This is a genomic window from Mucilaginibacter aurantiaciroseus, from assembly GCF_024055595.1.
Taxonomy (GTDB): domain Bacteria; phylum Bacteroidota; class Bacteroidia; order Sphingobacteriales; family Sphingobacteriaceae; genus Mucilaginibacter; species Mucilaginibacter aurantiaciroseus.
Genome location: NZ_JAMXOF010000002.1, coordinates 294,607 through 315,392 on the forward strand (window position 1 = coordinate 294,607; position 20,786 = coordinate 315,392).

20 protein-coding genes are annotated in these 20,786 nt (G+C 44.4%); 10 read left to right on the forward strand and 10 right to left on the reverse strand.

The annotated features are described in order from the left end of the window. Positions 1 to 11 precede the first annotated feature (11 nt). Positions 12 to 1,958: a T9SS type B sorting domain-containing protein gene (locus NAF17_RS09365; RefSeq protein ID WP_252757743.1), complete on the forward strand. Its 1,947-nt coding sequence runs from the start codon at positions 12 to 14 to the stop codon at positions 1,956 to 1,958. 3 nt (positions 1,959 to 1,961) lie between these two features. On the opposite strand, the gene NAF17_RS09370 is transcribed toward NAF17_RS09365, so the two are convergent. From NAF17_RS09370 to NAF17_RS09380, 3 genes are all read right to left on the reverse strand, one after another. Beyond that, complete coding sequence (locus tag NAF17_RS09370) at positions 1,962 to 3,200, reverse strand: hypothetical protein (protein ID WP_252757744.1); 1,239 nt, start codon at positions 3,198 to 3,200, stop codon at positions 1,962 to 1,964. 87 nt (positions 3,201 to 3,287) lie between these two features. Then, entirely contained in the window at positions 3,288 to 4,022 is a 735-nt protein-coding gene (locus NAF17_RS09375; protein ID WP_252757745.1) for a hypothetical protein, read from the reverse strand. A gap of 69 nt (positions 4,023 to 4,091) precedes the next feature. Continuing rightward, positions 4,092 to 4,613 carry an NADPH-dependent FMN reductase gene (locus NAF17_RS09380; protein WP_252757746.1) on the reverse strand — a complete coding sequence of 174 codons (522 nt, stop codon included), beginning with the start codon at positions 4,611 to 4,613 and terminating at the stop codon, positions 4,092 to 4,094. Between the two features lie 260 nt (positions 4,614 to 4,873). Between NAF17_RS09380 and NAF17_RS09385 the strand changes: the two genes are divergently transcribed. From NAF17_RS09385 to lepB, 5 genes are read left to right on the forward strand one after another with little or no spacing between them, the layout of a single operon-like run. Then, positions 4,874 to 5,677 (forward strand): ParA family protein, encoded by an 804-nt coding sequence (locus tag NAF17_RS09385; protein ID WP_252757747.1) that lies wholly within the window; start codon positions 4,874 to 4,876, stop codon positions 5,675 to 5,677. A gap of 8 nt (positions 5,678 to 5,685) precedes the next feature. Further along, positions 5,686 to 6,600 carry a ParB/RepB/Spo0J family partition protein gene (locus NAF17_RS09390; protein WP_252757748.1) on the forward strand — a complete coding sequence of 305 codons (915 nt, stop codon included), beginning with the start codon at positions 5,686 to 5,688 and terminating at the stop codon, positions 6,598 to 6,600. 4 nt (positions 6,601 to 6,604) lie between these two features. Further along, a complete protein-coding gene (locus NAF17_RS09395; protein ID WP_252757749.1) occupies positions 6,605 to 7,318 on the forward strand; it encodes a DUF5683 domain-containing protein in 714 nt (237 codons plus the stop codon). 32 nt (positions 7,319 to 7,350) lie between these two features. Then, entirely contained in the window at positions 7,351 to 8,100 is a 750-nt protein-coding gene (dapB, locus tag NAF17_RS09400; RefSeq protein WP_252757750.1) for a 4-hydroxy-tetrahydrodipicolinate reductase, read from the forward strand. A gap of 22 nt (positions 8,101 to 8,122) precedes the next feature. Next, positions 8,123 to 9,262: a signal peptidase I gene (gene lepB / locus NAF17_RS09405; RefSeq protein ID WP_252757751.1), complete on the forward strand. Its 1,140-nt coding sequence runs from the start codon at positions 8,123 to 8,125 to the stop codon at positions 9,260 to 9,262. 112 nt (positions 9,263 to 9,374) lie between these two features. Here lepB and NAF17_RS09410 read toward each other — a convergent pair whose 3' ends face one another. The 5 genes from NAF17_RS09410 to NAF17_RS09430 form a co-directional block, all read right to left on the reverse strand. Further along, positions 9,375 to 10,373, reverse strand: coding sequence for a Gfo/Idh/MocA family protein (locus tag NAF17_RS09410; RefSeq protein ID WP_252757752.1), 999 nt, complete (start codon positions 10,371 to 10,373; stop codon positions 9,375 to 9,377). A 101-nt stretch (positions 10,374 to 10,474) separates the two neighbouring features. Continuing rightward, entirely contained in the window at positions 10,475 to 11,536 is a 1,062-nt protein-coding gene (locus tag NAF17_RS09415; RefSeq protein WP_252757753.1) for a hypothetical protein, read from the reverse strand. An 81-nt stretch (positions 11,537 to 11,617) separates the two neighbouring features. Then, on the reverse strand, positions 11,618 to 12,505 hold the full coding sequence (locus NAF17_RS09420) for a class I SAM-dependent methyltransferase (RefSeq protein WP_252757754.1): 888 nt from the start codon (positions 12,503 to 12,505) through the stop codon (positions 11,618 to 11,620). A gap of 141 nt (positions 12,506 to 12,646) precedes the next feature. Next, the gene (locus tag NAF17_RS09425; protein WP_252757755.1) at positions 12,647 to 13,399 is read right to left on the reverse strand and encodes an ABC transporter ATP-binding protein; all 753 of its coding nucleotides are present in this window, start codon (positions 13,397 to 13,399) and stop codon (positions 12,647 to 12,649) included. Continuing rightward, positions 13,396 to 14,127, reverse strand: a complete 732-nt coding sequence (locus tag NAF17_RS09430) for an MlaE family ABC transporter permease (protein WP_252757756.1) — start codon at positions 14,125 to 14,127, stop codon at positions 13,396 to 13,398. Before NAF17_RS09430 ends, NAF17_RS09425 begins: the two co-directional genes overlap by 4 nt. Positions 14,128 to 14,220: 93 nt before the next feature. Between NAF17_RS09430 and NAF17_RS09435 the strand changes: the two genes are divergently transcribed. Genes NAF17_RS09435 through NAF17_RS09450 form a run of 4 tightly spaced genes read left to right on the forward strand, consistent with a single transcriptional unit; the run spans position 14,221 to position 17,277 of the window. After that, the gene (locus NAF17_RS09435) at positions 14,221 to 14,925 is read left to right on the forward strand and encodes an SDR family oxidoreductase (protein ID WP_252757757.1); all 705 of its coding nucleotides are present in this window, start codon (positions 14,221 to 14,223) and stop codon (positions 14,923 to 14,925) included. Positions 14,926 to 14,950: 25 nt separating this feature from the next. Beyond that, positions 14,951 to 15,556 (forward strand): PspC domain-containing protein, encoded by a 606-nt coding sequence (locus NAF17_RS09440; RefSeq protein ID WP_252757758.1) that lies wholly within the window; start codon positions 14,951 to 14,953, stop codon positions 15,554 to 15,556. A 2-nt stretch (positions 15,557 to 15,558) separates the two neighbouring features. Then, on the forward strand, positions 15,559 to 16,560 hold the full coding sequence (locus NAF17_RS09445) for a toast rack family protein (RefSeq protein WP_252757759.1): 1,002 nt from the start codon (positions 15,559 to 15,561) through the stop codon (positions 16,558 to 16,560). Positions 16,561 to 16,608: 48 nt separating this feature from the next. Beyond that, positions 16,609 to 17,277, forward strand: coding sequence for an RDD family protein (locus tag NAF17_RS09450; protein ID WP_252757760.1), 669 nt, complete (start codon positions 16,609 to 16,611; stop codon positions 17,275 to 17,277). Between the two features lie 160 nt (positions 17,278 to 17,437). On the opposite strand, the gene NAF17_RS09455 is transcribed toward NAF17_RS09450, so the two are convergent. Then, a complete protein-coding gene (locus NAF17_RS09455; protein ID WP_252757761.1) occupies positions 17,438 to 18,775 on the reverse strand; it encodes a TldD/PmbA family protein in 1,338 nt (445 codons plus the stop codon). Further along, entirely contained in the window at positions 18,775 to 20,409 is a 1,635-nt protein-coding gene (locus NAF17_RS09460; RefSeq protein WP_252757762.1) for a TldD/PmbA family protein, read from the reverse strand. The genes NAF17_RS09455 and NAF17_RS09460 overlap by 1 nt, the downstream gene beginning before the upstream one ends. Between the last annotated feature and the right edge of the window lie 377 nt (positions 20,410 to 20,786).

The following is a 20,786-nucleotide window of genomic DNA, read 5'->3' on the forward strand; positions in this document are numbered from 1 at the left end:
ACCAGTACGCCATGCCAGTTAATAAACTAAAGTTTTTAATCTTAATATGTTTCTTGTTTATTGATGTGCAGGTATTTGCGCAGGTAAGTGACGGTAGCTTGGGCGACCCGGTTTTTACACAAGACTTTGGTTCGGCCACCAGGGCGGCGGTTCCCTTATCAACCAATTATACTTTTACTACAAATACCTGCCCGCCCGATGGTAGCTATGCAATTGCAAGCAGCACAAACGGGTGCTTTGGTAACAACTGGCACACGGTTACGCATGACCACACCGGCGACCCTGGCGGGTATATGATGATCGTAAATGCATCTTACAACAAAGGCGAATTTTTTAAACAGCAAATAGACGTGGGTACACTTTGTGAAAACACCAAGTATGAGTTTTCTGCTTATATATTGAATTTAATTGTACCCAAGGGCGACGCCACTATTAAACCGAATATATCTTTTATAATAGAAAAGGTTGATGGTACGCTTTTAAATAAATACGATACAGAAAACATTCCGGAAAGTGCTGCACAAGATGCCTGGGTTAAATACGGTACCACTTTTACCACCACGGCAGGTGTAACCCAGGTGGTGATACGGATGGTAAATAATGCAGATGGCGGCAATGGTAACGATCTATTGTTAGATGACATTGCTTTTAGGGCCTATGGGCCGGTTATGCAGGCCAGCATAGGAGCAAACGTTGGTTTTACAAAAGATAATGTTTGCCAGGGTAACGTGGCATCATACCATTTAACATCAACACCGGCAATAGGATACAGTAATGCAAAATACCAATGGCAGCTTAGTACTAACAATGGCGATACCTGGGCGGATATAAACAATGAGACGGGCCAATCGCTCGACCGTGTTTTTCCTGCCGATGCCCTATTGGGGGCTTACCAATACCGTTTGGGTGCTGCCGAGGGAGAGAATATCAATTCCCTTAAATGCAGGGTGTACTCAAATATCGTCACTATTAGCGTTACAGCTTATCCCGTAGTAAATGGCCTTCCGTCGCAGCAACCCATATGCGAGGGCGATGCGCTCACGCTTACTGCAACAGGAGGTGCAACCTACAAATGGACGGGGCCAAACCTGCCCGAAACTTCTCAAAACCCGCTGATTATACCAAATATGACGGCAGACAAAGCCGGGACTTACCATGTAGATGTAATATCTGCCGCACTTTGTATCACGCCTAAAAATGTAACGGTAAAAGTAAATTCAAAACCCGTTATAAATGTAAGCGGCCCGCAAACTATTTGCGCGGGTACGGGCTCGTTAATAACGGCATCGGCACCAGATGCGGTTACCTATAGCTGGTTGCCTGCGGCAGGCCTGTCAGATCCTAATTCAGCCACTCCTTTCGCCAATCCTTCGGTTTCAACTTTATACACCGTTACCGTTACCAGTGCCGGTAATTGCTTTAGCACCAAAAAAGTGCAGGTTGATGTTTTGCCGGTACCTATAGTTAATGCCGGCGGCGATAAAAAAATATTTGAGGGCCAATCTGTAAAACTAAATGGCAGCGCCACGGGTGATATAGCTACCTACAATTGGTCGCCAACCGATTACCTGGACGATCCGCATTCGTTAACGCCGGTTGCCACGCCGCGACACGATATTACGTATACCCTCACGGTAACCTCAGGCAATAATTGTGGCGAAAAGGAAGACAAGGTTTTTATAAGGGTTTACGAAAAGTTAGTTATACCATCATCATTCACCCCAAATAGCGACGGCATAAACGATATATGGAATATTGAAGCCCTGGAAACCTACGCCGATGGTGTAATTTCTGTTTACACCCGCACCGGTAAACGCGTGTACCAAAGCAGGGGCTACGGCAAACCATGGGATGGCAGGTTAAATGGCAGCCAGCTACCCGCAGGTACCTATTATTATGTGATCGATCTTAAAAACGGCACGCCTAACCTTTCCGGGTGGGTGTTGCTGATGCGGTAAAAATTATTTGAAAAAATAGTTAATACCCAATTGGGCACCATAGGTGCTTATGTGATAATAAGAGTCGTGAGTAACATCGGTGACACTTAAAAATCCGGCGTTTATCTCAACTCTTTTATTGATTAGCACACCAGTTTTTAAAACTAAAGCAGGTGTAACTGTGGTAAAGGAATCGAACGGTTGTGAAGCCAGCGTGCTTGGCGTTCCGTCGGCATTTCGAAACTCTTTGCCGATGTAGGTACTAAGGGATGCCTGCAGCCCCCCGCCCATAAAAAATTTGAAATTTGGCTTGTTGTAAACGGTGAAAAGTACCTGCGGGCTAACAGATAAGGTTACCTGGTTAAATTTAAAAACCACTTCATCATATGGCGAATCTTTACTGGTGTATCCTATAGCATAACGGCCCAGGGCTAACCCTGCTTCTACCCTTAATACCACTTTTTGTATCCGTGGATTTATATAAAAGTTTAAACCGGCAAGTATTTTTGGTAAAACAGATGTAGCATCGGGCGCACCTGCCGCCTTAAGGCCTCCGTCGGTTTTATAAAAAGTTATGTTAGCCGCTACCCCGCCATAAAAGCTAAATGCTTTTGAGTCTTGTGCATAGGTTGTTATCGCTGCGTTATCGGTTTTATCATTTATGCTATTTATCACTTTAACCAGGTCACCCTCTTTATAGTCTGTCCGCTGTATCAAGATGTTAACATCATCACTCAGTTTCTGGTTTTGTGAAGCAATAACACTTAGTTGCTTACGATACGTACGTTCATCAATATTCCTATCATTTTGCTGGTACGAACGATAGATAAGTTCCGTTGGGGCGGCATTGTCAATTGCTATAAAAAAGCGGCTTTTAACACCGTCCCGGTACTCATACAAAGCCAATTTGTTGCCACGGGTAAGCAATTTCAAAAAAACGGTTTTTTGCTCGAACGATGTATCCCTGTCGTTGCCGCCGGGTACATCAGCACTTACACTCCCGGTGTGGCTTTTATAAATTTCAAACCCGGTAATAGATACCAGCCTTACATTTTGGGGTGTTAAGTGTTGGCGCTGGTTATTGTTTAGGGTAGGTTTAAAATCAATTATTTCGGGGTTTTCCTCCCATTCGCGATAATCAACATACCCTTTTGTGGTATCGCCTTGCAACGAAATATAGTAGCCGGGTTTATAGTTGCTTTGTGCCGATGCAGAGAGTGCGAAGCATATAGCGAAAATGGAAAAAAAGCAAAAGTGTTTCATTAATAGTTTAGGTTTAGGAGATTACTTTGTTTAAGACAATTAGGTTCATGCGAAGATTAATTCGTATAAATGCACTGTCATTATTAATTAATGGGATTTGAAAAGCACCAGGTAAGCAATAACGCTAAATAAAAGAACAGCAAGTGTTAATTTTGTGTAATTCGTTTTCTTTTTTACAAAGGTAGGGTTATGCACGCCATTTATTTGCGATACCATTTTAACAAGGTTTGGCTCGCGATATTCAGGGTCGTCTAAAGTGCGCTGTAATTTATCGGTTAGGCTGCCATATTTTAAGGCAAGGCTACCAAGTTGTTGCGCGTAAATATTATCGGTTTTGGTTCGCCCCTCGTTACCGGGAAGCACATAAACCCTATAAAGTAATTCCTGGGGTGTTGTAGTGCCTTTTTCGGTCACAAAAAAGCGTTTTTTGGTTTCGTCTGAATAGGCGTAAAGCGATACATTTTTGCCGGCCTGCAGTTCTTCTAAAAATACCGTCGCGGTTTTTGTGGTGGTATCTTTACGGAACAGATGGTTCTCTTCTACCGCAGCCAGGCTTATTTGGCAGCTGAAGCTTTTGTAAGTAACACGGTTATCTATTGTAAACTGTTTAATATCGGCAACGGTATATTTTTGTTGCCCGTGAAGTGTGTCGGGTTTAAAGGTTACCGATGTTGGGTTGGAGTCCCACTCATGCTCGCTTATAAAGCCTTTAAGGGTATCGCCCTTTAAGGTAATTACATAACCGGGTTTAAAATTACCCTGGGCGTAAGAAAGTGAGGGGAGTAGCAGTACTGCCGTAAGCAGCTTGTATATAAGTTTCATTAATTGTGATAATTGGTGGTATAAATATATTTAAATTCACCATCAATAACACTAAAAACTTAGTTTTAATTAAAACTTGATGAATTTATCCATCTGCTCGTTGGTAAATTTTAGGGTGTCCTCGGGGGTGATGTTGCCTTGTTCGTCCATTTCCTTACGGATAGATGCGATGTGGATCTTTAACGGCATAACATGCAGATTAAGGTAGTGGCAAACGCCCGTAAAATGGTCTACACCGCGGATGTTACCATACTTGCCCGATGACAAACCAACCAGCGCCACTTTTTTATCATAAAAACTTTCGGGGAAACTGCAGGCATCAACAAAAACCTTTAAAATGCCGGGGAAGCTGCCGTTGTATTCGGGTATCAAAAATAAAAACTTTTCGGTAGCGGTAATTATCTTCTGGATCTCGCCAAAGGCTTCGCTGCGTTTGCCGTACAGGTCGGTTTCTATCAGGTTTGGCGGCAGTTGGGCCAGCGATACCAAGGTAGTTTCCATGCCTTTTGCTGCAAGTTGCTTTTGGTAGTATTGGGCAAGCTTTAAGGTGAAACTCCCGGCGCGGTTTGTTGATGCTATAATGGTAACCATGGTATGTTTGGTGAATGATGAGTAGTGAATGGAGAGTAGTTAAATGTAGGATAAGATTGCTATAAAAGCAACCATTCATCACGCTCTACTCACCAAACATCAACGCACAAATATGTTTGTAAGTTGGCAAAACTGTTAATTTCTCAATTGTTAAAATCCGTATCTTTAGCGGCGGATAAAAAAACAGTACAAATATAGAAATTTATGTGCCTGTTTTTCGTTCGTAATATACCACAGACTTAATTTTTTAGAGATATATAATGGGTAAAATTATTGCTTTAGCTAACCAAAAAGGTGGCGTTGGTAAAACTACATCATCTATAAACCTTGCCGCAAGTTTAGCAGTGCTGGAATACAAGACTTTACTGTTAGATGCCGACCCGCAGGCAAATTCAACATCGGGTATCGGTTTCGACCCGCGCAATATCAAAAACAGCATTTACGAGTGTATCATTAACGATGTTGACCCCCGCGAAGCTATCCAGAAAACAGAAACACCAAACCTCGACCTTTTGCCAGCGCATATTGATTTGGTTGGTGCCGAGATAGAAATGATAAACCTGCCAAACCGCGAGTATAAAATGAAAGCGGTTTTAGAAAGCATCCGAGACGATTACGATTTTATCATCATAGACTGCTCTCCGTCGTTAGGTTTAATTACCATAAACGCGCTTACCGCTGCAGATTCGGTTATTATCCCGGTACAGTGCGAGTACTTCGCTTTAGAGGGTTTGGGCAAATTGCTGAACACTATCAAAATTGTACAATCGCGCCTGAACCCCACCTTGCAAATAGAAGGTATTTTATTAACGATGTACGATGTGCGCCTGCGCTTATCTAATCAGGTGGTTGATGAGGTGCGTACCCACTTTGAAGATATGGTGTTTGATACCATTATACAGCGTAACACGCGCTTAAGCGAGGCGCCAAGCTTTGGTATATCCGTAATTATGCACGATGCAAACTGTAAAGGTGCCGTTAACTATCTAAACCTTGCCCGCGAGATCATCCGTAAGAATGGCCTGGTTAGTAACGAGGAACTGGCAACTACCGTAACAGCTTAACAATAACAATGAGTACAGAAAAAAGAAACGCTCTGGGAAAAGGTTTAAGCGCCCTGCTAAACGATTCCCCAAGCGTAAATCAAAATAAGAACAATTATTCCAACCCATCAAACCCGGTATCAGAAATAGATAGCCTGGGGTCGGTGAACGAGATCAAGATAAGCGAGATAGAGGTTAACCCTTTCCAGCCCCGTACCGAGTTTGATGAGCAGGCCCTTGCCGACCTATCGGCTTCGATAAAATTACAGGGCTTGATCCAACCTATTACCGTAAGGCGTGTTAATTCGCATTCGTACCAGTTAATATCGGGCGAACGCAGGTTACGTGCATCAAAAATGGCGGGCCTTACCCAGATCCCGGCTTACGTACGTACCGCCAACGACCAGCAAATGCTGGAGATGGCGCTAATAGAAAACATCCAGCGCGAAAACCTGAATGCTATTGAGGTAGCACTTAGCTTTCAGCGGATGATTGACGAGTGCAGCCTTAAACAGGAAGAACTTGGCGATCGCGTAAGCAAAAACCGCTCTACCGTTACCAACTACCTAAGGCTTTTAAAATTGCCGCCAACCATCCAGGCGTCAATCCGCGATGGTGGCATCAGCATGGGCCATGCAAAGGCTTTGCTGGCTGTTGATGACCCAAGCGTTCAGCTTTATATTTTCCAGCAGGTCATCAAAAATGAATTGTCGGTACGTAAGGTTGAGGAGATGGTACGCGAGATCCAAAAAGCGCCGCAAAAGAAAGAAGGCAAACAGCCGGAAACGCTTACTTATCAGCTACAAAAAGTACAGGACGACCTTGCTTCAAAGTTTAGCACTAGAGTAAAACTAAAAGTTAACGCCCAAGGCAATGGAAGTATCGAAATTCCGTTCTTATCCGAAGACGACCTGGGCCGTATACTTGAAATGCTGGATTGGTAAACACATGCTGAAGAAACTTTTAACTACTGTATTATTTTTAGGGTTTGCCTTTTTTGCAATGGGCCAAAACCCCGATACAACCGCGAAAGCTAAAAAAGATACTACCGTTGTTAAAAAAGTTGATACGGTGAGGAGAACCTCCTTTGCCCCGCCAATAAAAAAAGAAAAAGAGTACCACCCCGATAGTACGCACAGCCCAAGCCTGGCTGTAAAGCGCTCGCTTATTATCCCCGGATGGGGGCAATATTATAACCGCGAATTATGGTATTTAAAAGTGCCTGCTATTTACGCCGGCCTTGGCTTATTGGGTAACGCAATTATTGTGAACCAAAAAGATTACAAGATTTTTGTGGCGCTTGCAAAAATAACGCGGACAGGTGGCGTGCCTGTGCCCGGGGACAGGCTTTATGATTCGTATATTAAATACAAACGCGAGTACGACCTTTATGTGGTAAACTACGGTGCATCAAACACCGACCTTGAAAGCGCGGCAAACGGCTATCAGCGTAACTTTCAGATAAGTATACTGGGTGTAATAGCCGTTTGGGGCATACAGGCGGTAGAGGCTTACATCACCGCTAAATTTATAAATGCTTATACGGTAGATAATAACCTTTCTTTTAAAGTTACCCCCACCTTAATGGGGCAACCTGTTTATGCAGCGTCGAATTTTAACAGTACATTTATGCCGGGAATAAAATTAACCCTAACGCTTTAATAATTTAAAGCATACAGTTTAATACATTACGGATGAAAATTGCATTGTTAGGTTACGGTAAAATGGGTAAGATAATTGAAAAGATTGCCCATGACCGAAAACACGAAATTGTACTTAAAATAGATAACAATAACCTTGATGAGCTAACTACCGAAAACCTGCAAAAGGCGGATGTGGCTATTGAGTTTAGTACCCCGGCAACCGTGTTGGGCAATATCGAAAGTTGCTTTAAGGCAGGCGTACCCATAGTTGTGGGCACCACCGGCTGGCACCACGAAATGGAGCAGATCAAAGAACAGTGCGAATACCAAAAGGCATCGTTTATTTATGCAACCAACTTTAGCGTTGGCGTAAATGTGTTCTTCCACGTAAATAAAATCCTGGCCAAGCTGATGAATAACTACCCTTACTACGATGTACAGGTAGAAGAGATCCATCACACCCAAAAGCTCGATTCGCCAAGCGGAACGGCTATTACCATTGCCGAGGGTATTATTAATAACCTGGATAGCAAAAAAGGCTGGAAAAATGTTTTGATCAGCGATGAAAAACCTGACGACGAAACAATTGCGGCTAACGACTTGCTTATTGAATCGTTACGGATAGAGAACGTGCCCGGTACCCACACCGTTATTTACGATTCTGAAATAGATACCATCGAGTTTAAACATACCGCTCATAACCGTAACGGTTTTGCCTTAGGCGCCGTGCTGGCTGCCGAATGGATCAAGGATAAAAAAGGTTTTTATTCTGTTGAGGATATGTTTGATTTTAATAACTAATTTACTGCCCAATAATTAAATAATGAACTGGAAATTTTGGAATAACAATAAATCAAAGGATAAGAAAAAAAAGAGCTCGGGCCGCGAATGGGCAGATGCGATAATTTTTGCGGTTGTTGCCGCTACGCTGATCCGTACGTTGTTTATTGAAGCGTACACCATACCTACACCATCAATGGAGCGCTCGTTGTTGGTAGGCGACTTTTTGTTTGTAAGCAAAGTTAACTACGGTGCCCGCACACCTATGACGCCTGTTGCCTTCCCGTTTGCGCATCATACTATGCCCATATTAGGCACAAAAGCATACTGGGATGGCATTAAATTACCATACTACCGTTTGCCGGGTTTAAGCGAGGTAAAAAAAGGTGATGTGGTGGTATTCAATTACCCCATGGAAGCCGACTCGCCATACTTTAGGCCGGTTGATAAACGCGAGAACTACATTAAACGTTGCCAGGGTGCCCCCGGCGATACCTTGAGCCTGATAAACGCGCAGGTTTATGTAAACAGTAAGGCTGCACCAAACCCTCCGGGTGAGCAAACAGATTATGCAGTTACTACAAATGGGATGGATTTAAACCCGCAGATCCTGGCCGACCTGAATGTGTCTTATTACGACCCGAGCCAACCGACCCCAACCATGACCAAGGATGCGGCGGCCAAATTAAAAACATACTCCAACGTAAAATCTATCACGCCAAACTATAAGCAGCCGGGCATGGCAGATCCGTTTAACCCGGTTTTCCCGGCGGGGTATCCAAAATATAAACTAAGCCCGTTGAATAAAGATTTTGACTGGAATGTAGATAACTACGGCCCTATCATTATCCCTAAAAAAGGCTGGACAGTTAAATTAGACAGCTTAACCCTGCCTATATACGGCCGCGCTATTGAGGTTTACGAAGGTAATAAATTAGAGATCCAACACGGTAACGGTAAGGTTCTGATCAACGGTAAAGAGACCACTACCTACACCTTTAAAATGAATTATTACTGGATGATGGGTGATAACCGCCACGACTCGTTAGATTCGCGCTACTGGGGTTTTGTGCCCGAAGACCATATAGTAGGTAAAGCCCTTTTTGTGTGGATGAGCTGGGATGATAACGCCTCGTTCTTCGGCAAGATTCGCTGGAGCCGGTTATTAAGGGGTATCCACTAACCCCTGTTATAATATTGAAAGCCCTCCCAACTATAGTCGGGAGGGTTTTTGCGTTTGCGACAAATAATAAAAACCACGTCGCTACGCTCTTAGCAATGCCATATTTTACTATTTACTCCCCCTCATACTTCAACCCAACCTGTTTCCTTGCTTTATCTATCATCGCTATCATTTGGCGGGACATTTCATGAGAGATGATCGGGCTTTCGGTTTTGCCGGCTTGCATCAGGTCAACAAAGTGTTGTATTTCGTAATTTAATCCGCCTGCGGTAAAAGGTTCATTAATTTCTACTACGCGCCCGTCCAGGTAACTAATGGTAGCCTTTGCCGGGTTCCACCAGTTTTTGTGGATGGTGACGTGGCCGATGGTGCCGCAAATGAGTGCGTCGCCTTTACCATGCAGATCGAACCCGCCGTAAAGCTGGGCATACCCATTCTTGTGTTTGGTTTGGAAAATGCTGAACATATCTATCTCCATCCCGCTGAAGCGGCCCATGGCTTGTACCTCTTCTGTTTTGCCAAGCCAGTCTACGGCCAGGAAAGCTTCGTAAATACCAATCTGCATCAAAGCGCCGCCTGCTAACGCGAGGCTAAAATTTGGATGGTCTCTGCTGATATCAGCTACTGATGAGCCTGCCCTTACATACCCCACCGGGCCAATAGGGTCTTCAACTAAATATTCTTTAAGTTTTTGGTATAACGGGTAAAAGGGCGGTTTCATCCCTTCCATAAATAACAGGCCGCTTGCTTTTGCAACGGTTAATACTTCTTCTAACTGGGGTAGGTTTAAGGTAGCCGGTTTCTCGCATAATACATGCTTTCCGGCGTTTAATGCTTTAATACTGTAACCGGCGTGGGTATCGGGCAGGGTAGCAATATAAACCGCGTTTATATCGCTTGCTAAAAGCTCTTCCGCGCTGCTACAAGCCTCGCCTCCGTACTGCGCTACAAATGCGTCGACCGTTTCCGGCCTGCGCGAGTAAGAAGCCACAAGCATGTTGCCGGGCAAGGCGTTTAAACCCTGCATAAACCTGTGCGCTATGCGCCCGCAGCCGATGATGCCCCATTTTACTGGAGAATAGTGAGTGGTAAGTGAAGAATGTTTGTGCATGCTTGTATTTTAAAGGGCAATGTATATTAAAAAATGGTGAGTAATTCATCGTAAATTATACGCCATGAACCACTCACCACCCTCTATTCACCACTTAATCTCTATTGATACTGTATATACAAAGGATAAGGGCTGTACCTTGTTATTACCTCTGTTGGGGTTAGCAAATGGTGAGGTGCTTTCTTGATGTCGTTTTTGTAGAACAATTTAAACCCTGTGAATTGTACCGGCTCCTGGTTAATAAAGTAGCGGTAAGTACCGGTCTTCAAATCAGGTTCGCCCCAGCCATCCATATCCATTACTATCTGTACTTCCGGGCGTAATTTAATGTTCTTGTAGTTGGTTACCATCTTTTTAGTAAAACGGTGAATAACCAAAATTTTTGGAGGCAGGCCATTCTTTTTAACAATGTTAGCCAAATAACCGGTTACGTAATTAATATCGGCAGCATCATAAGTGCCAATTTTTTTACCCGGCTTGCTGCCGTCTTTCATAGAAAACTCAGGGTCCATACCAAAATGTACTTGTGGCATTTTTAAGTATTTTTCAAATAAAGGCAACTCGGCCTGTATATTACTTAAGGCTACCTGCACATCTAAAAAAACAATGGCATGTGCTTTTTTAGCCAGTACCAAAATACTATCAATTTGTTTAAAAGGCATGCGGTAACGGTATTTACCATCTTTACCACCATCGCCCTGGGCAACAACTGCAATGTAGTGTAAGGCAGGTTGTACAGGTGTTTTAGGATCTGCTTTTTCCCATGCTTTAACTTCGCCTTTTAGTTTGGCAAGCATTTCCTTTGGCGGCAATTCGCCCAGGATGCCCATTTTTTTAGAGTATAGGTTGCCGTAAAAAGATACCACGCGTTTAAATGGCAAAATGGCACCACCTAATGGGTAAGGCTGGTTTTTAACCGGCCAGCGGCCGCTGGTATCATTATGGGCGTTAAATTTTAATAAAGAGTCGTATTTGGCTTTATCAATTGGCGGGTAGCTCGATTTTAAAACACCTAAAGTATCGGCTTCTTCGCCTTTAACTTTCGCGGTGGTGTCGGCCTTTTTATCGGCTGTTTTGCTGCCACCGCTTTGGTTGCAGCTGCTAAGTAATGCAACAGAACATACCGCTATTAATGCCGGTACAAATACGCTTTTTAATTTCATAAGTAATGGGTAGTTTGATTGTGTGCCGAACGTTGGGCCTGGTTAAATATAGTGCTTGTAAAGATAAAACTTACAGGTGTATTAGCTTTTATTTTTATAAAATTTACCAAACACGCCTAACGGTAGTTTGAGGCCTGCCGTGGCCTGTAAATACAGCTCGCCTGTTTCTAAATTCTCTACTGCAGGATATGCACTTTTGATCAGGTTCTCTATGATGACCGATGAAAACCCAAGCGAGTAGGTGTTCAGGATCAGGAAGTGTTCTTCGGGGTCAAGCAATTGCATTACATCGCTCATCATCTCGTTGATGTTATCTTCCAGTTTCCATTTTTCGCCGTTGGGGCCGTTACCATACGCAGGCGGGTCCAGGATGATGCCGTTATACGTTTTGCCGCGTTTAACTTCGCGCTTAACAAACTTCAAAGCATCTTCTACCATCCAGCGGACGTCTTTTAAACCCGATAGTTCCTGGTTCTCATTTGCCCAGGTAACCACTTGTTTTATCGAATCTACGTGGGTGGTATCGGCACCTGCCGCGCGGGCAATAAGCGATGCACCACCGGTGTAGGCGAACAGGTTAAGCACCTTTGGAGTTGGCGTTTTAAATTTTTTGATATTGTCTGAAATGTAGTCCCAGTTCACGGCCTGCTCCGGGAAGATCCCCAGGTGTTTAAATGAGGTTAAACCCAGGCGGAATTTAATAGCAACATCGTTGTTTTTGTATTCCACGTGCCAGCGGTCGGCAGTTTTTGGGTCTTTCTTTACCCAGTCGCCTGCGGTTGCGCTGCGGCCTTTAAATTTAATATGGTGCAGGCGCTGCCATTCGGCGGGGCTGAGGGCTTTGCTCCACACAGCCTGCGGCTCGGGGCGTATCAGTATAGTATTGCCAAACCTTTCCAGTTTTTCAAAGTCGCCGCAATCTATCAGCTCGTAATCTTTCCAGTGGGTTGGGGTAAGCAGTTGGATCATGTTTTAAGTGGTCCGAAAGTCGGAAAGACCGAAAGTCCGGAGGTGTTTTTATTGTGAATTAATAAGATGCTGCAAATTTAGACAATCTTATTGATTTTGTTCTTCTTTCCGACTTTACGGACATCGGACTTACCGACTTAACTACAATTTCTCTTTCGCTGCCTGCATAAATTTACTGGCAAATACAAAGTCGTTAAGTTCTTGATTATCGGTATGTGCAATATCTTTATTGGAGCCTTCCCACCATTTTTGGCCCTGGTGAAGGAAAATGATATGGTCGCCAATACCCATTACCGAGTTCATATCGTGCGTTACAATAACGGTAGTCATGTTATACTCGGCAGTAAGATCGTTGATCAGGTCATCTATCAGGATAGATGTTTTTGGGTCGAGGCCGGAGTTTGGCTCATCTACAAATAAAAACTTTGGCTGCATGGATATGGCGCGGGCAATACCCACACGCTTTTTCATACCGCCCGATAGTTCTGCAGGGTAAAGTTTGTTCTTGTCTTTAAGGTTTACACGCTCCAGGCAAAAGTTAGCGCGGTCTTGCTTCTCTGCCTTTGATTGCTGGGTGAATAGGTTTAGCGGGAACATGATGTTCTCTTCAACCGTCATGCTATCAAACAAAGCCGAGTTTTGGAACAACATCCCAATTTGCGTACGGATAGGTACGCGGTCGGTAAAATCCATCTCGGTAAAATTTTCATCCTCAAAAAACACCTGGCCTTTGGTAGGTTCGTGCAAGCCCACGATACATTTTAGCAAAGTAGTTTTACCGGAACCCGAGCCACCGATGATGAGGTTGTTTTTCCCGGTTTGAAAAGTAGCGCTGATGCCTTTAAGCACCTCGTTATCGCCAAAGGTTTTATAAATATCCTTGATCTCGATCATAACATTAAACTGGTGATCATAAGGTCGGCAAATAAGATCCACACACAACTAAAAACCACACCACGTGTGGCCGACTGGCCAACCTCGAGTGCGCCGCCTGTTGTGTAAAACCCCTGGTAAGAACAGATAGAAGCGATAAGAAAGCCAAATACAAAGGCTTTAACCAATGCAACACGAATGGTAAGGCCATCAAAACCATCATGAACACCCATCAGGTAATCTGCAGGGGTAATGCTGCCGGTAACCAAACAAGCGATGTAACCGCCTGTAATACCCAATGCTATTGATATGACAACCAGTAAGGGCACCATAGTGATAGAGGCTAAGATCTTAGGCGCTATTAAATAGCCCGGCGCGTTAACACCCATTATTTCCAATGCGTCAATTTGCTCGGTAACGCGCATGGTGCCAATGTTTGATGCAAAGTTTGAGCCCACACGGCCTGCCAATACCAATGATGATATGGTTGGGCTAAACTCCAGGATGTTGGAGTCGCGCGAGATGCTGCCGGCAATACTGCGGGGCACCAAAGGGCTTGAAAGCTGGAAGGCCACCTGGATGGTTGTAGCGGCACCGATAAATACCGATATAATACTGATGATACCCAACGAGCCAACGCCCACTGATACCATTTCGCGCATTACCTCGGCCCAATAAACCTTAAATTTCTCGGGTTTTTTAAAACTTAAACCCAGCAATATTATATATTTTCCTAAGCTTTGAAACATTTGTGGTCGTAGATAATTCGGTTAAAAATACATTTTTTAATATTAAGCTATATTGCCGCTTCAAATTCAATCGATTTTAATTGATATTTAAGTATGAAAAACGCTCTTATTACTGCAGCAACTAAAGGCATTGGCCGTGCTGTTTCAATTGCTTTTGTTAAACAAGGAATAAACTTATCAATTTGTTCTCGAAACGAGCAAGATTTATTAAAATTTAAAATGGAGCTGCAAGGCATCAACCCCCAAATTACGGTAATAACCATGGTTACGGATTGCAGCAAGCGCGACGAGCTCATAAATTTTGCCGTATTCACCGAGAAAAAGATGGGTTTCGTCGACATTATTGTGAATAATGTGGGTATGTACAAGCATGTATCTATACTTAACGATAGCGAAGATTCGTTCCAAAAACAGATAGATACCAACCTGCTTCCGGCCTATGAACTGTATCGTTTCTTCGGTAAAACCATGGTTTCTGTCGGTAAAGGGCATATCTTCAATATATGCTCTGTAGCCGCTATAAACCCCGTAGTAGAGGCAGGTATGTATAGTGTAACTAAATATGCACTTTTAGGTCTTAATAAGGTAATGAGGCTCGAAACGCAGGCACATGGTGTTAAAGTAACAGCAGTGATACCGGGGTCAACATTAACAGATTCGTGGAACGGTATTGAGGTTGATAAAAACACCATGGTACTCCCCGAAGATGTAGCATCGGCAATAGTAAATATATTAAATATGAGCGCCGGTGCCAATGTTGACGAAGTGGTTATAAAACCTGCGCCGGGCCAGATTTAAAAACCAACATTTAAATTAAAAGACAATGGAAAAGAAACTTTACAGAGACGAACACCGCAAAGTAGTAAGTGGTGTTTGCGCAGGCTTAGCCGAATACTTTGGCATTGATGTATCAATAGTACGTGTAATATTTGTACTGGGCATATTTTTAAAAGGCTTTGTTGTGCTGCCCTATTTTATATTATGGGCAGTATTGCCAAAACGCCCGTTTAACTATAATGAACCATTTAGGCCGGGTGTAACACCGGGCTATAACCCTAACTATCAACAAACACATGGTGATGTAAAGGTAGATTATACCATACCTAACCCGCCATATCCGGGCCAGCCGTTCCCGCCGTTTCAGCCGGTAAAAAAGGCCTCTAATGTAGGTGTGATGTTTGGTGTGATATTGATAGCCCTTGGCACCATCTTTTTGCTGGACCAGATAGACATCATCCCTGATTTTGATTTTGAAAAATTATGGCCTGTAGTATTGGTAGCTGTTGGTGCAACGCTAATATTTAGTACCAAAAAACAACCCTGGGAAAAAGAAGGCTGGGCTGCCGATAAAAAAGAGGCCGATTTTACTGCCCAGCCCAAAGCCACCACAACCGAAGAAAACTTAAACGATAACACTCCAACTGTATAATCATGAAAAGCGAAAAAATTGTACCTGGCCTTATCCTGGTCCTGTTAGGAACCGTATTCCTGTTAAATAATTATAACGTGATAAATTTTCACTGGGGCAACATATGGCACCTTTGGCCAATATTCCTGATCATGGGTGGTGTAAACCTGGTGTTGGCCAATAATAAAACGGTTTGGGTAGCTGCCCTTAAAATAGGTGTGGTAATATTAGGTTTTGCGCTGCTGTTATTTGGGCGTTTTGAAAACCGCTGGTTCTCGCCGTTTAACAGCCGGTGGAACTTTAACGATAAAGGCTGGTATAAAGATAATGATGACGACAACGACAACGACAACGACAACGATAACGGAAGCGATAGCACCGGCATAGTAAAGGTAGAAGGCAGCAGCACCTATACCGAGCCTTACGTAGCAACTGCAACGGTTGCCAAGCTTAATATAACCGGTGGCGGTACTGCATATAAGCTGAAAGATACAACCGACCAGCTTTTTTACGTCAAAACTAAAGAGCATTTTAACAGGTATATCTATACACATACCATGGACGGCGCCACACCAGTAATTAATTTGCGCATGAAAGATAAAAAAGGCCATATCGACTGGGATTCAGACAATGGTAATTCTGCTGAAATAAAGCTGAACACAAAGCCAGAATGGGATATCAATATTGATGCTGGGGCTACCGCTCTTGAATTTGATCTTTCGAAATTTAAAATTCAACGGGTTAATATAAACGGTGGTGCGGGTTCTTTTGAAATTAAACTCGGCCAGCCACTTGCAACTACCAACATCGATGTTGAAACCGGTGTATCTAAAGTTGCTATCCAAATACCCCAGAATGCAGCATGCCGTATCACCTCAAATTCCGGCCTATCATCAACAGATTTTATAGATTTTGTTAGCAAAGGCGACAATGTTTATGAAACCCAGGGATTTGAAGCCGCTAAAACTAAAATAATCATCAATATGAAAGGTGGCTTATCTAAATTTAAGGTAAGCAAATATTAATAGTTTTTATTGCCGGATGGCTGCACCTAATGTTTAAATTTGAACGCTATGCAACCATCCGGCAATACTAAATTACAGCCTAATACCCATGACGAATATACCCTCGTCATCAACGGGAAACCCGATGGCCCCTTCACTCTTACGCAACTAAAAGAGCGTAAAATTAAGCCCGGCGATTTTGTAAAGACCCCGGCGATGGACGATTACAAAGAAGCCCATGAAATAGCTGCACTAAGGCAGCTTTTCGGTTTTAAAAGGCAACCGTTGCCCATGCAATATTTCGGTAGTTTCGATCAGCGGGCTATTGCAGCCGTTATAGATTGGCTAATTGTATTATTGGTATTTGTATTGACAGCCTTTGTGGTGATGCTGGTGTTATTATTAGCCCTGCCGGGCGATGATAATAAGATCTTAAGAGTTGGTATCACCATCGGCATTGTAGCCTTAACACCCATTGCCAAGCTAATTTACAACGTACGATTGGAAAGCGGCACCAAGCGCGGCACAATAGGCAAGCAATTAATGAAGATCCGCGTGTGCGACCTCTACGGCGAGCAGATAACCTCCGGCCAGGCCATGGGCCGCAACCTGGGCAAATACATTTCCACAGCTACATTTTTTATGGGTTATATCATGTGCTTCTTCACCGCCAAACAGCAATGCCTGCACGATATGCTGGCAGATACAGTAGTGATCAAAGACAGGCTCGACTCGTAGTACTGATAAATGTGTCAGTCTGAGTCTGTCGAAGGCTTCTGCGAGTGGCTAATGGTTCAACAAGCTCAGCATTACAATTTGTAGATCGCACAAATATATAGCGATGGGTATAAAACCCATCGCTATATATAGTCATGCAAACTAATAACTGCCAACTAACCTAAACCGCGTCAGACAGTGAACTAAACGTAAAGTCCCTTATCCGCATTGGCGGGATCAGGGCGCTTTGGCTGCTCTCGCCGCTAACGGTGCGCTCGCTTTTGCCAAGGGCATCCAGGTTGTTCAGCATTATAACAGGGCTCTCGTTAAAGCGCATGTTTTTGATCGGGAACTTGATCTTACCGTTCTCTATGTAAAAAGTACCATCGCGGGTAAGGCCGGTGTAAAGCAGGGTTTGCGGGTCAACCGGGCGTATGTACCACAGGCGGGTAACCAGTATGCCTTTTTCGGTGCCTTTTATCAAGTCTTCCAGGCTTTGTGTGCCACCTTCCATAATAATGTTGGCTGCACCGGGCACAGGTTTAACACCCTTCTTTTGCGCCCAGTATCGCGAATAGCTCAAGTTTTTGATAACACCTTTTTCTATCAGGCTCATCTTATCTAAAGGCATGCCTTCGCCGTCGTAAGTTGTGGCAGGCAGGTCGGGGTTGGTAGGGTCGGCGTAGATGTTGATGCGCTCGTCAACCAGTTTTTCGCCAAGGCGGGTTTTACCGCCCGGTTTGCTTAAAAAGCTGCGGCCTTCATCGGCACTGCGGGCATCCAGGCTACCGTATAGTTGCTCTAATAATACAATGCCTGCCGCAGGTTCTAATATTACGGTGTACTTGCCCGGTTCAATGGCTTTAGCGCCAACAGAGCCGGCTGCTTTTTTAGCAGCTATTAACGAGAAGGCGTTAACATCCAGCTTGCTAACGTCGTTATAATCCCTGGTAACATAACCCGAGCCCTGCCCGTCTGCCGTGCGCATTGTGGCCGAAAAATTAACGTTGGTGCCGCTGTTGTATACAAACAGGCCTTTAGAGTTCATCATGGCGCTGCTGGCACAACTGTCTTGCAAAAAGCCGGCGGCTATCAACTTGTTCTGTTTAGATATGTTAAGGCTGTCTTCCACCCATTTGCTGCGCTGTGCAGGTGTAATAGCCGCTGTTGCCTCTACAAAAGTTTTGCCGTGGGCGGGGTAGGTTTGTGGCCCAAGCATGGGCATATACTCCGGGTTCTCGGGTGCAAAATGCGCCAGTTCTTCAGCGCGTTTTACCGCTTTTTGTAACAAATCGTCGCTATAATCATTTAACGTAATAACGCCCAGCTTTTTGCCAAAGGCCGATGATATGGACATGCTGCTGCTGCTGATAGCGCCGCTGGTTGATACGTTGTTACGGGCAAAGCGTACGTTTGCCGAATCTGAACTGTAAATGCTAACCTGGCATTCATCAGCTTTTGAATAGCTAAGCACCTTTTTTAACAGGGTGCGGCATTCGTTTTCAGTTAATATTGCCATTATATTTTTCTTGCTGTGTTAATTACGTTAACCCCGTTAAAACGGGCTGTTGATGAACCATGAGATACCGCGCTTGATTGCATTGGCTGGCCCTTGCCATCAAAGAAAGATCCGCCCAAACGGTAATCGTCCTTATCGCAAACAGCCGTACATGAATTCCAAAACTCCTGCGTGTTGGCCTGGTAGGCAACATCGTTTAGCATACCCACTATTTTACCATTCCTGATCTCGTAATAAAGCTGACCGCTAAACTGGAAGTTGTAACGCTGCTGATCTATCGAGAACGAGCTATCGCCGATGATGTAAATACCTTTCTCCACGTTTTTGATCATATCCGCAGGCGACATTTTCTCCTTGCCCGGCAGCAGCGAGATATTTGGCATGCGCTGGAACTGTACGTCTTTCCAGCTTTGCGCGTAGCAACAGCCTTGCGATTCTTTTAGCCCGATGATGTGTGCCTGGTCGCGGATGGCCTGGTAATTTACCAGTATCCCGTCCTTAATAATATCCCACTGTTTAGTGCCTACGCCCTCATCATCATAACCAACCGCGCCAAGCGAACCCGGCTGCAGTTTATCGGCCACAATGTTTACGTTTTTACTGCCGAAGTTGAACTTGCCTGTTTTCCACTTATCTAAAGTTAAGAAACTGGTACCGGCAAAGTTGGCTTCGTAACCCAGCACACGGTCAAGTTCTGATGGGTGGCCTACCGATTCATGGATGGTTAACCACAGGTGACTTGGATCAAGCACCAGGTCGTACTTGCCCGGCTCTACCGTTTTTGCCTTTAGTTTTTCGGCAACCTGCAATGCTGCCGCGCCTGCATCTTCCAGCATATCGTAGCGGTCGCGGTATAGGGTGGTTTGGCTTTTTATCTTTTCGCTTGCCATAGGCATCAGGTATTCGTAACCCATGCCCCTCGGCGCGCTAAGCGAGCTGCGGGTTTCAAACTTGCCGCTTTTGTCGTCAATTTTGGTAACCCCGAAAACCGGCCAGATGCGGTGGATATCCTGGTCTATGTACGAGCCATCGGTAGAGGCAAAGTATTTTTGCTCATTCACCAAAAACAACACCGAGTTAACGTAGTTGGCGCCATTTTTAAAGGCAGCGTCGTTTACAGATAACAGCAGGTCGGTTTTTTCCTTCATGGGTACCTCAAAAGCGTTACGCTCTATCGGGGTTTTCCAGGTAACTTCGCCGTAGCCCTTTTGTGGGGCCAGCTGTACCGGCTCGCTTTGTATACGCGAGTTTTCTTTGGCAATGGCAACGGCGGTTTCGGCAGCGCGTGCAATGCTATCGTTATCCAGCTTATCTGTAGCGGCAAAGCCCCAGCAGCCGTTGGCAATAACGCGGATGCCCATGCCGTAGCTTTCGGTATCTACTATGTTCTCAATGTTTTTATCGCGGGTAACCACAAACTCGTTCAGGTAGCGGCCAAGGCGCACATCTGTATAAGTAGCGCCTTTAGCGCGGGCTGCGTTAAGTGCCACATCGCTCATGCGTTTTTTAATGGCCACATCAACATCGCGCATGCGCGTGCCGGGCACAATGGGCGAACCCACCGCCGTAAACTGGCTAAGCATAGATGCACTAATGCCCATGCCCGTAAGGTAAAGGAAATCTTTTCTTTTCAAAGTGGGTCAGTATTAAAGCCTAAATATAGCGATTAAAGGAAGATGTGCAAATATGCGGATATGCGGATATGCAGATGTGGGAAATGTGCAGATGTGCAGATATGCAAATGTGTGGATGAGGGAAAAATGTGCAAGTGGGGGAAATATGCAGATGTTTTTAAGTTCCCCTCTTGAGAGAGGTTAGGGGTGTGTTATACGAGCGACGTGTGTCTGCTCAATCACTATTGAACAAGTGAACTAATGAACCAACAAGAAAAGCAATTGCAGTAGTGCTTCGGTTGGGGCAGCCCCTCCGTTAGCCAACGGATATACGAGGTATACGCTGCTATCGGGTTTAGGTGGGGGTGGGGCTGTGAAGGTAGGGGCACACGCGGTGG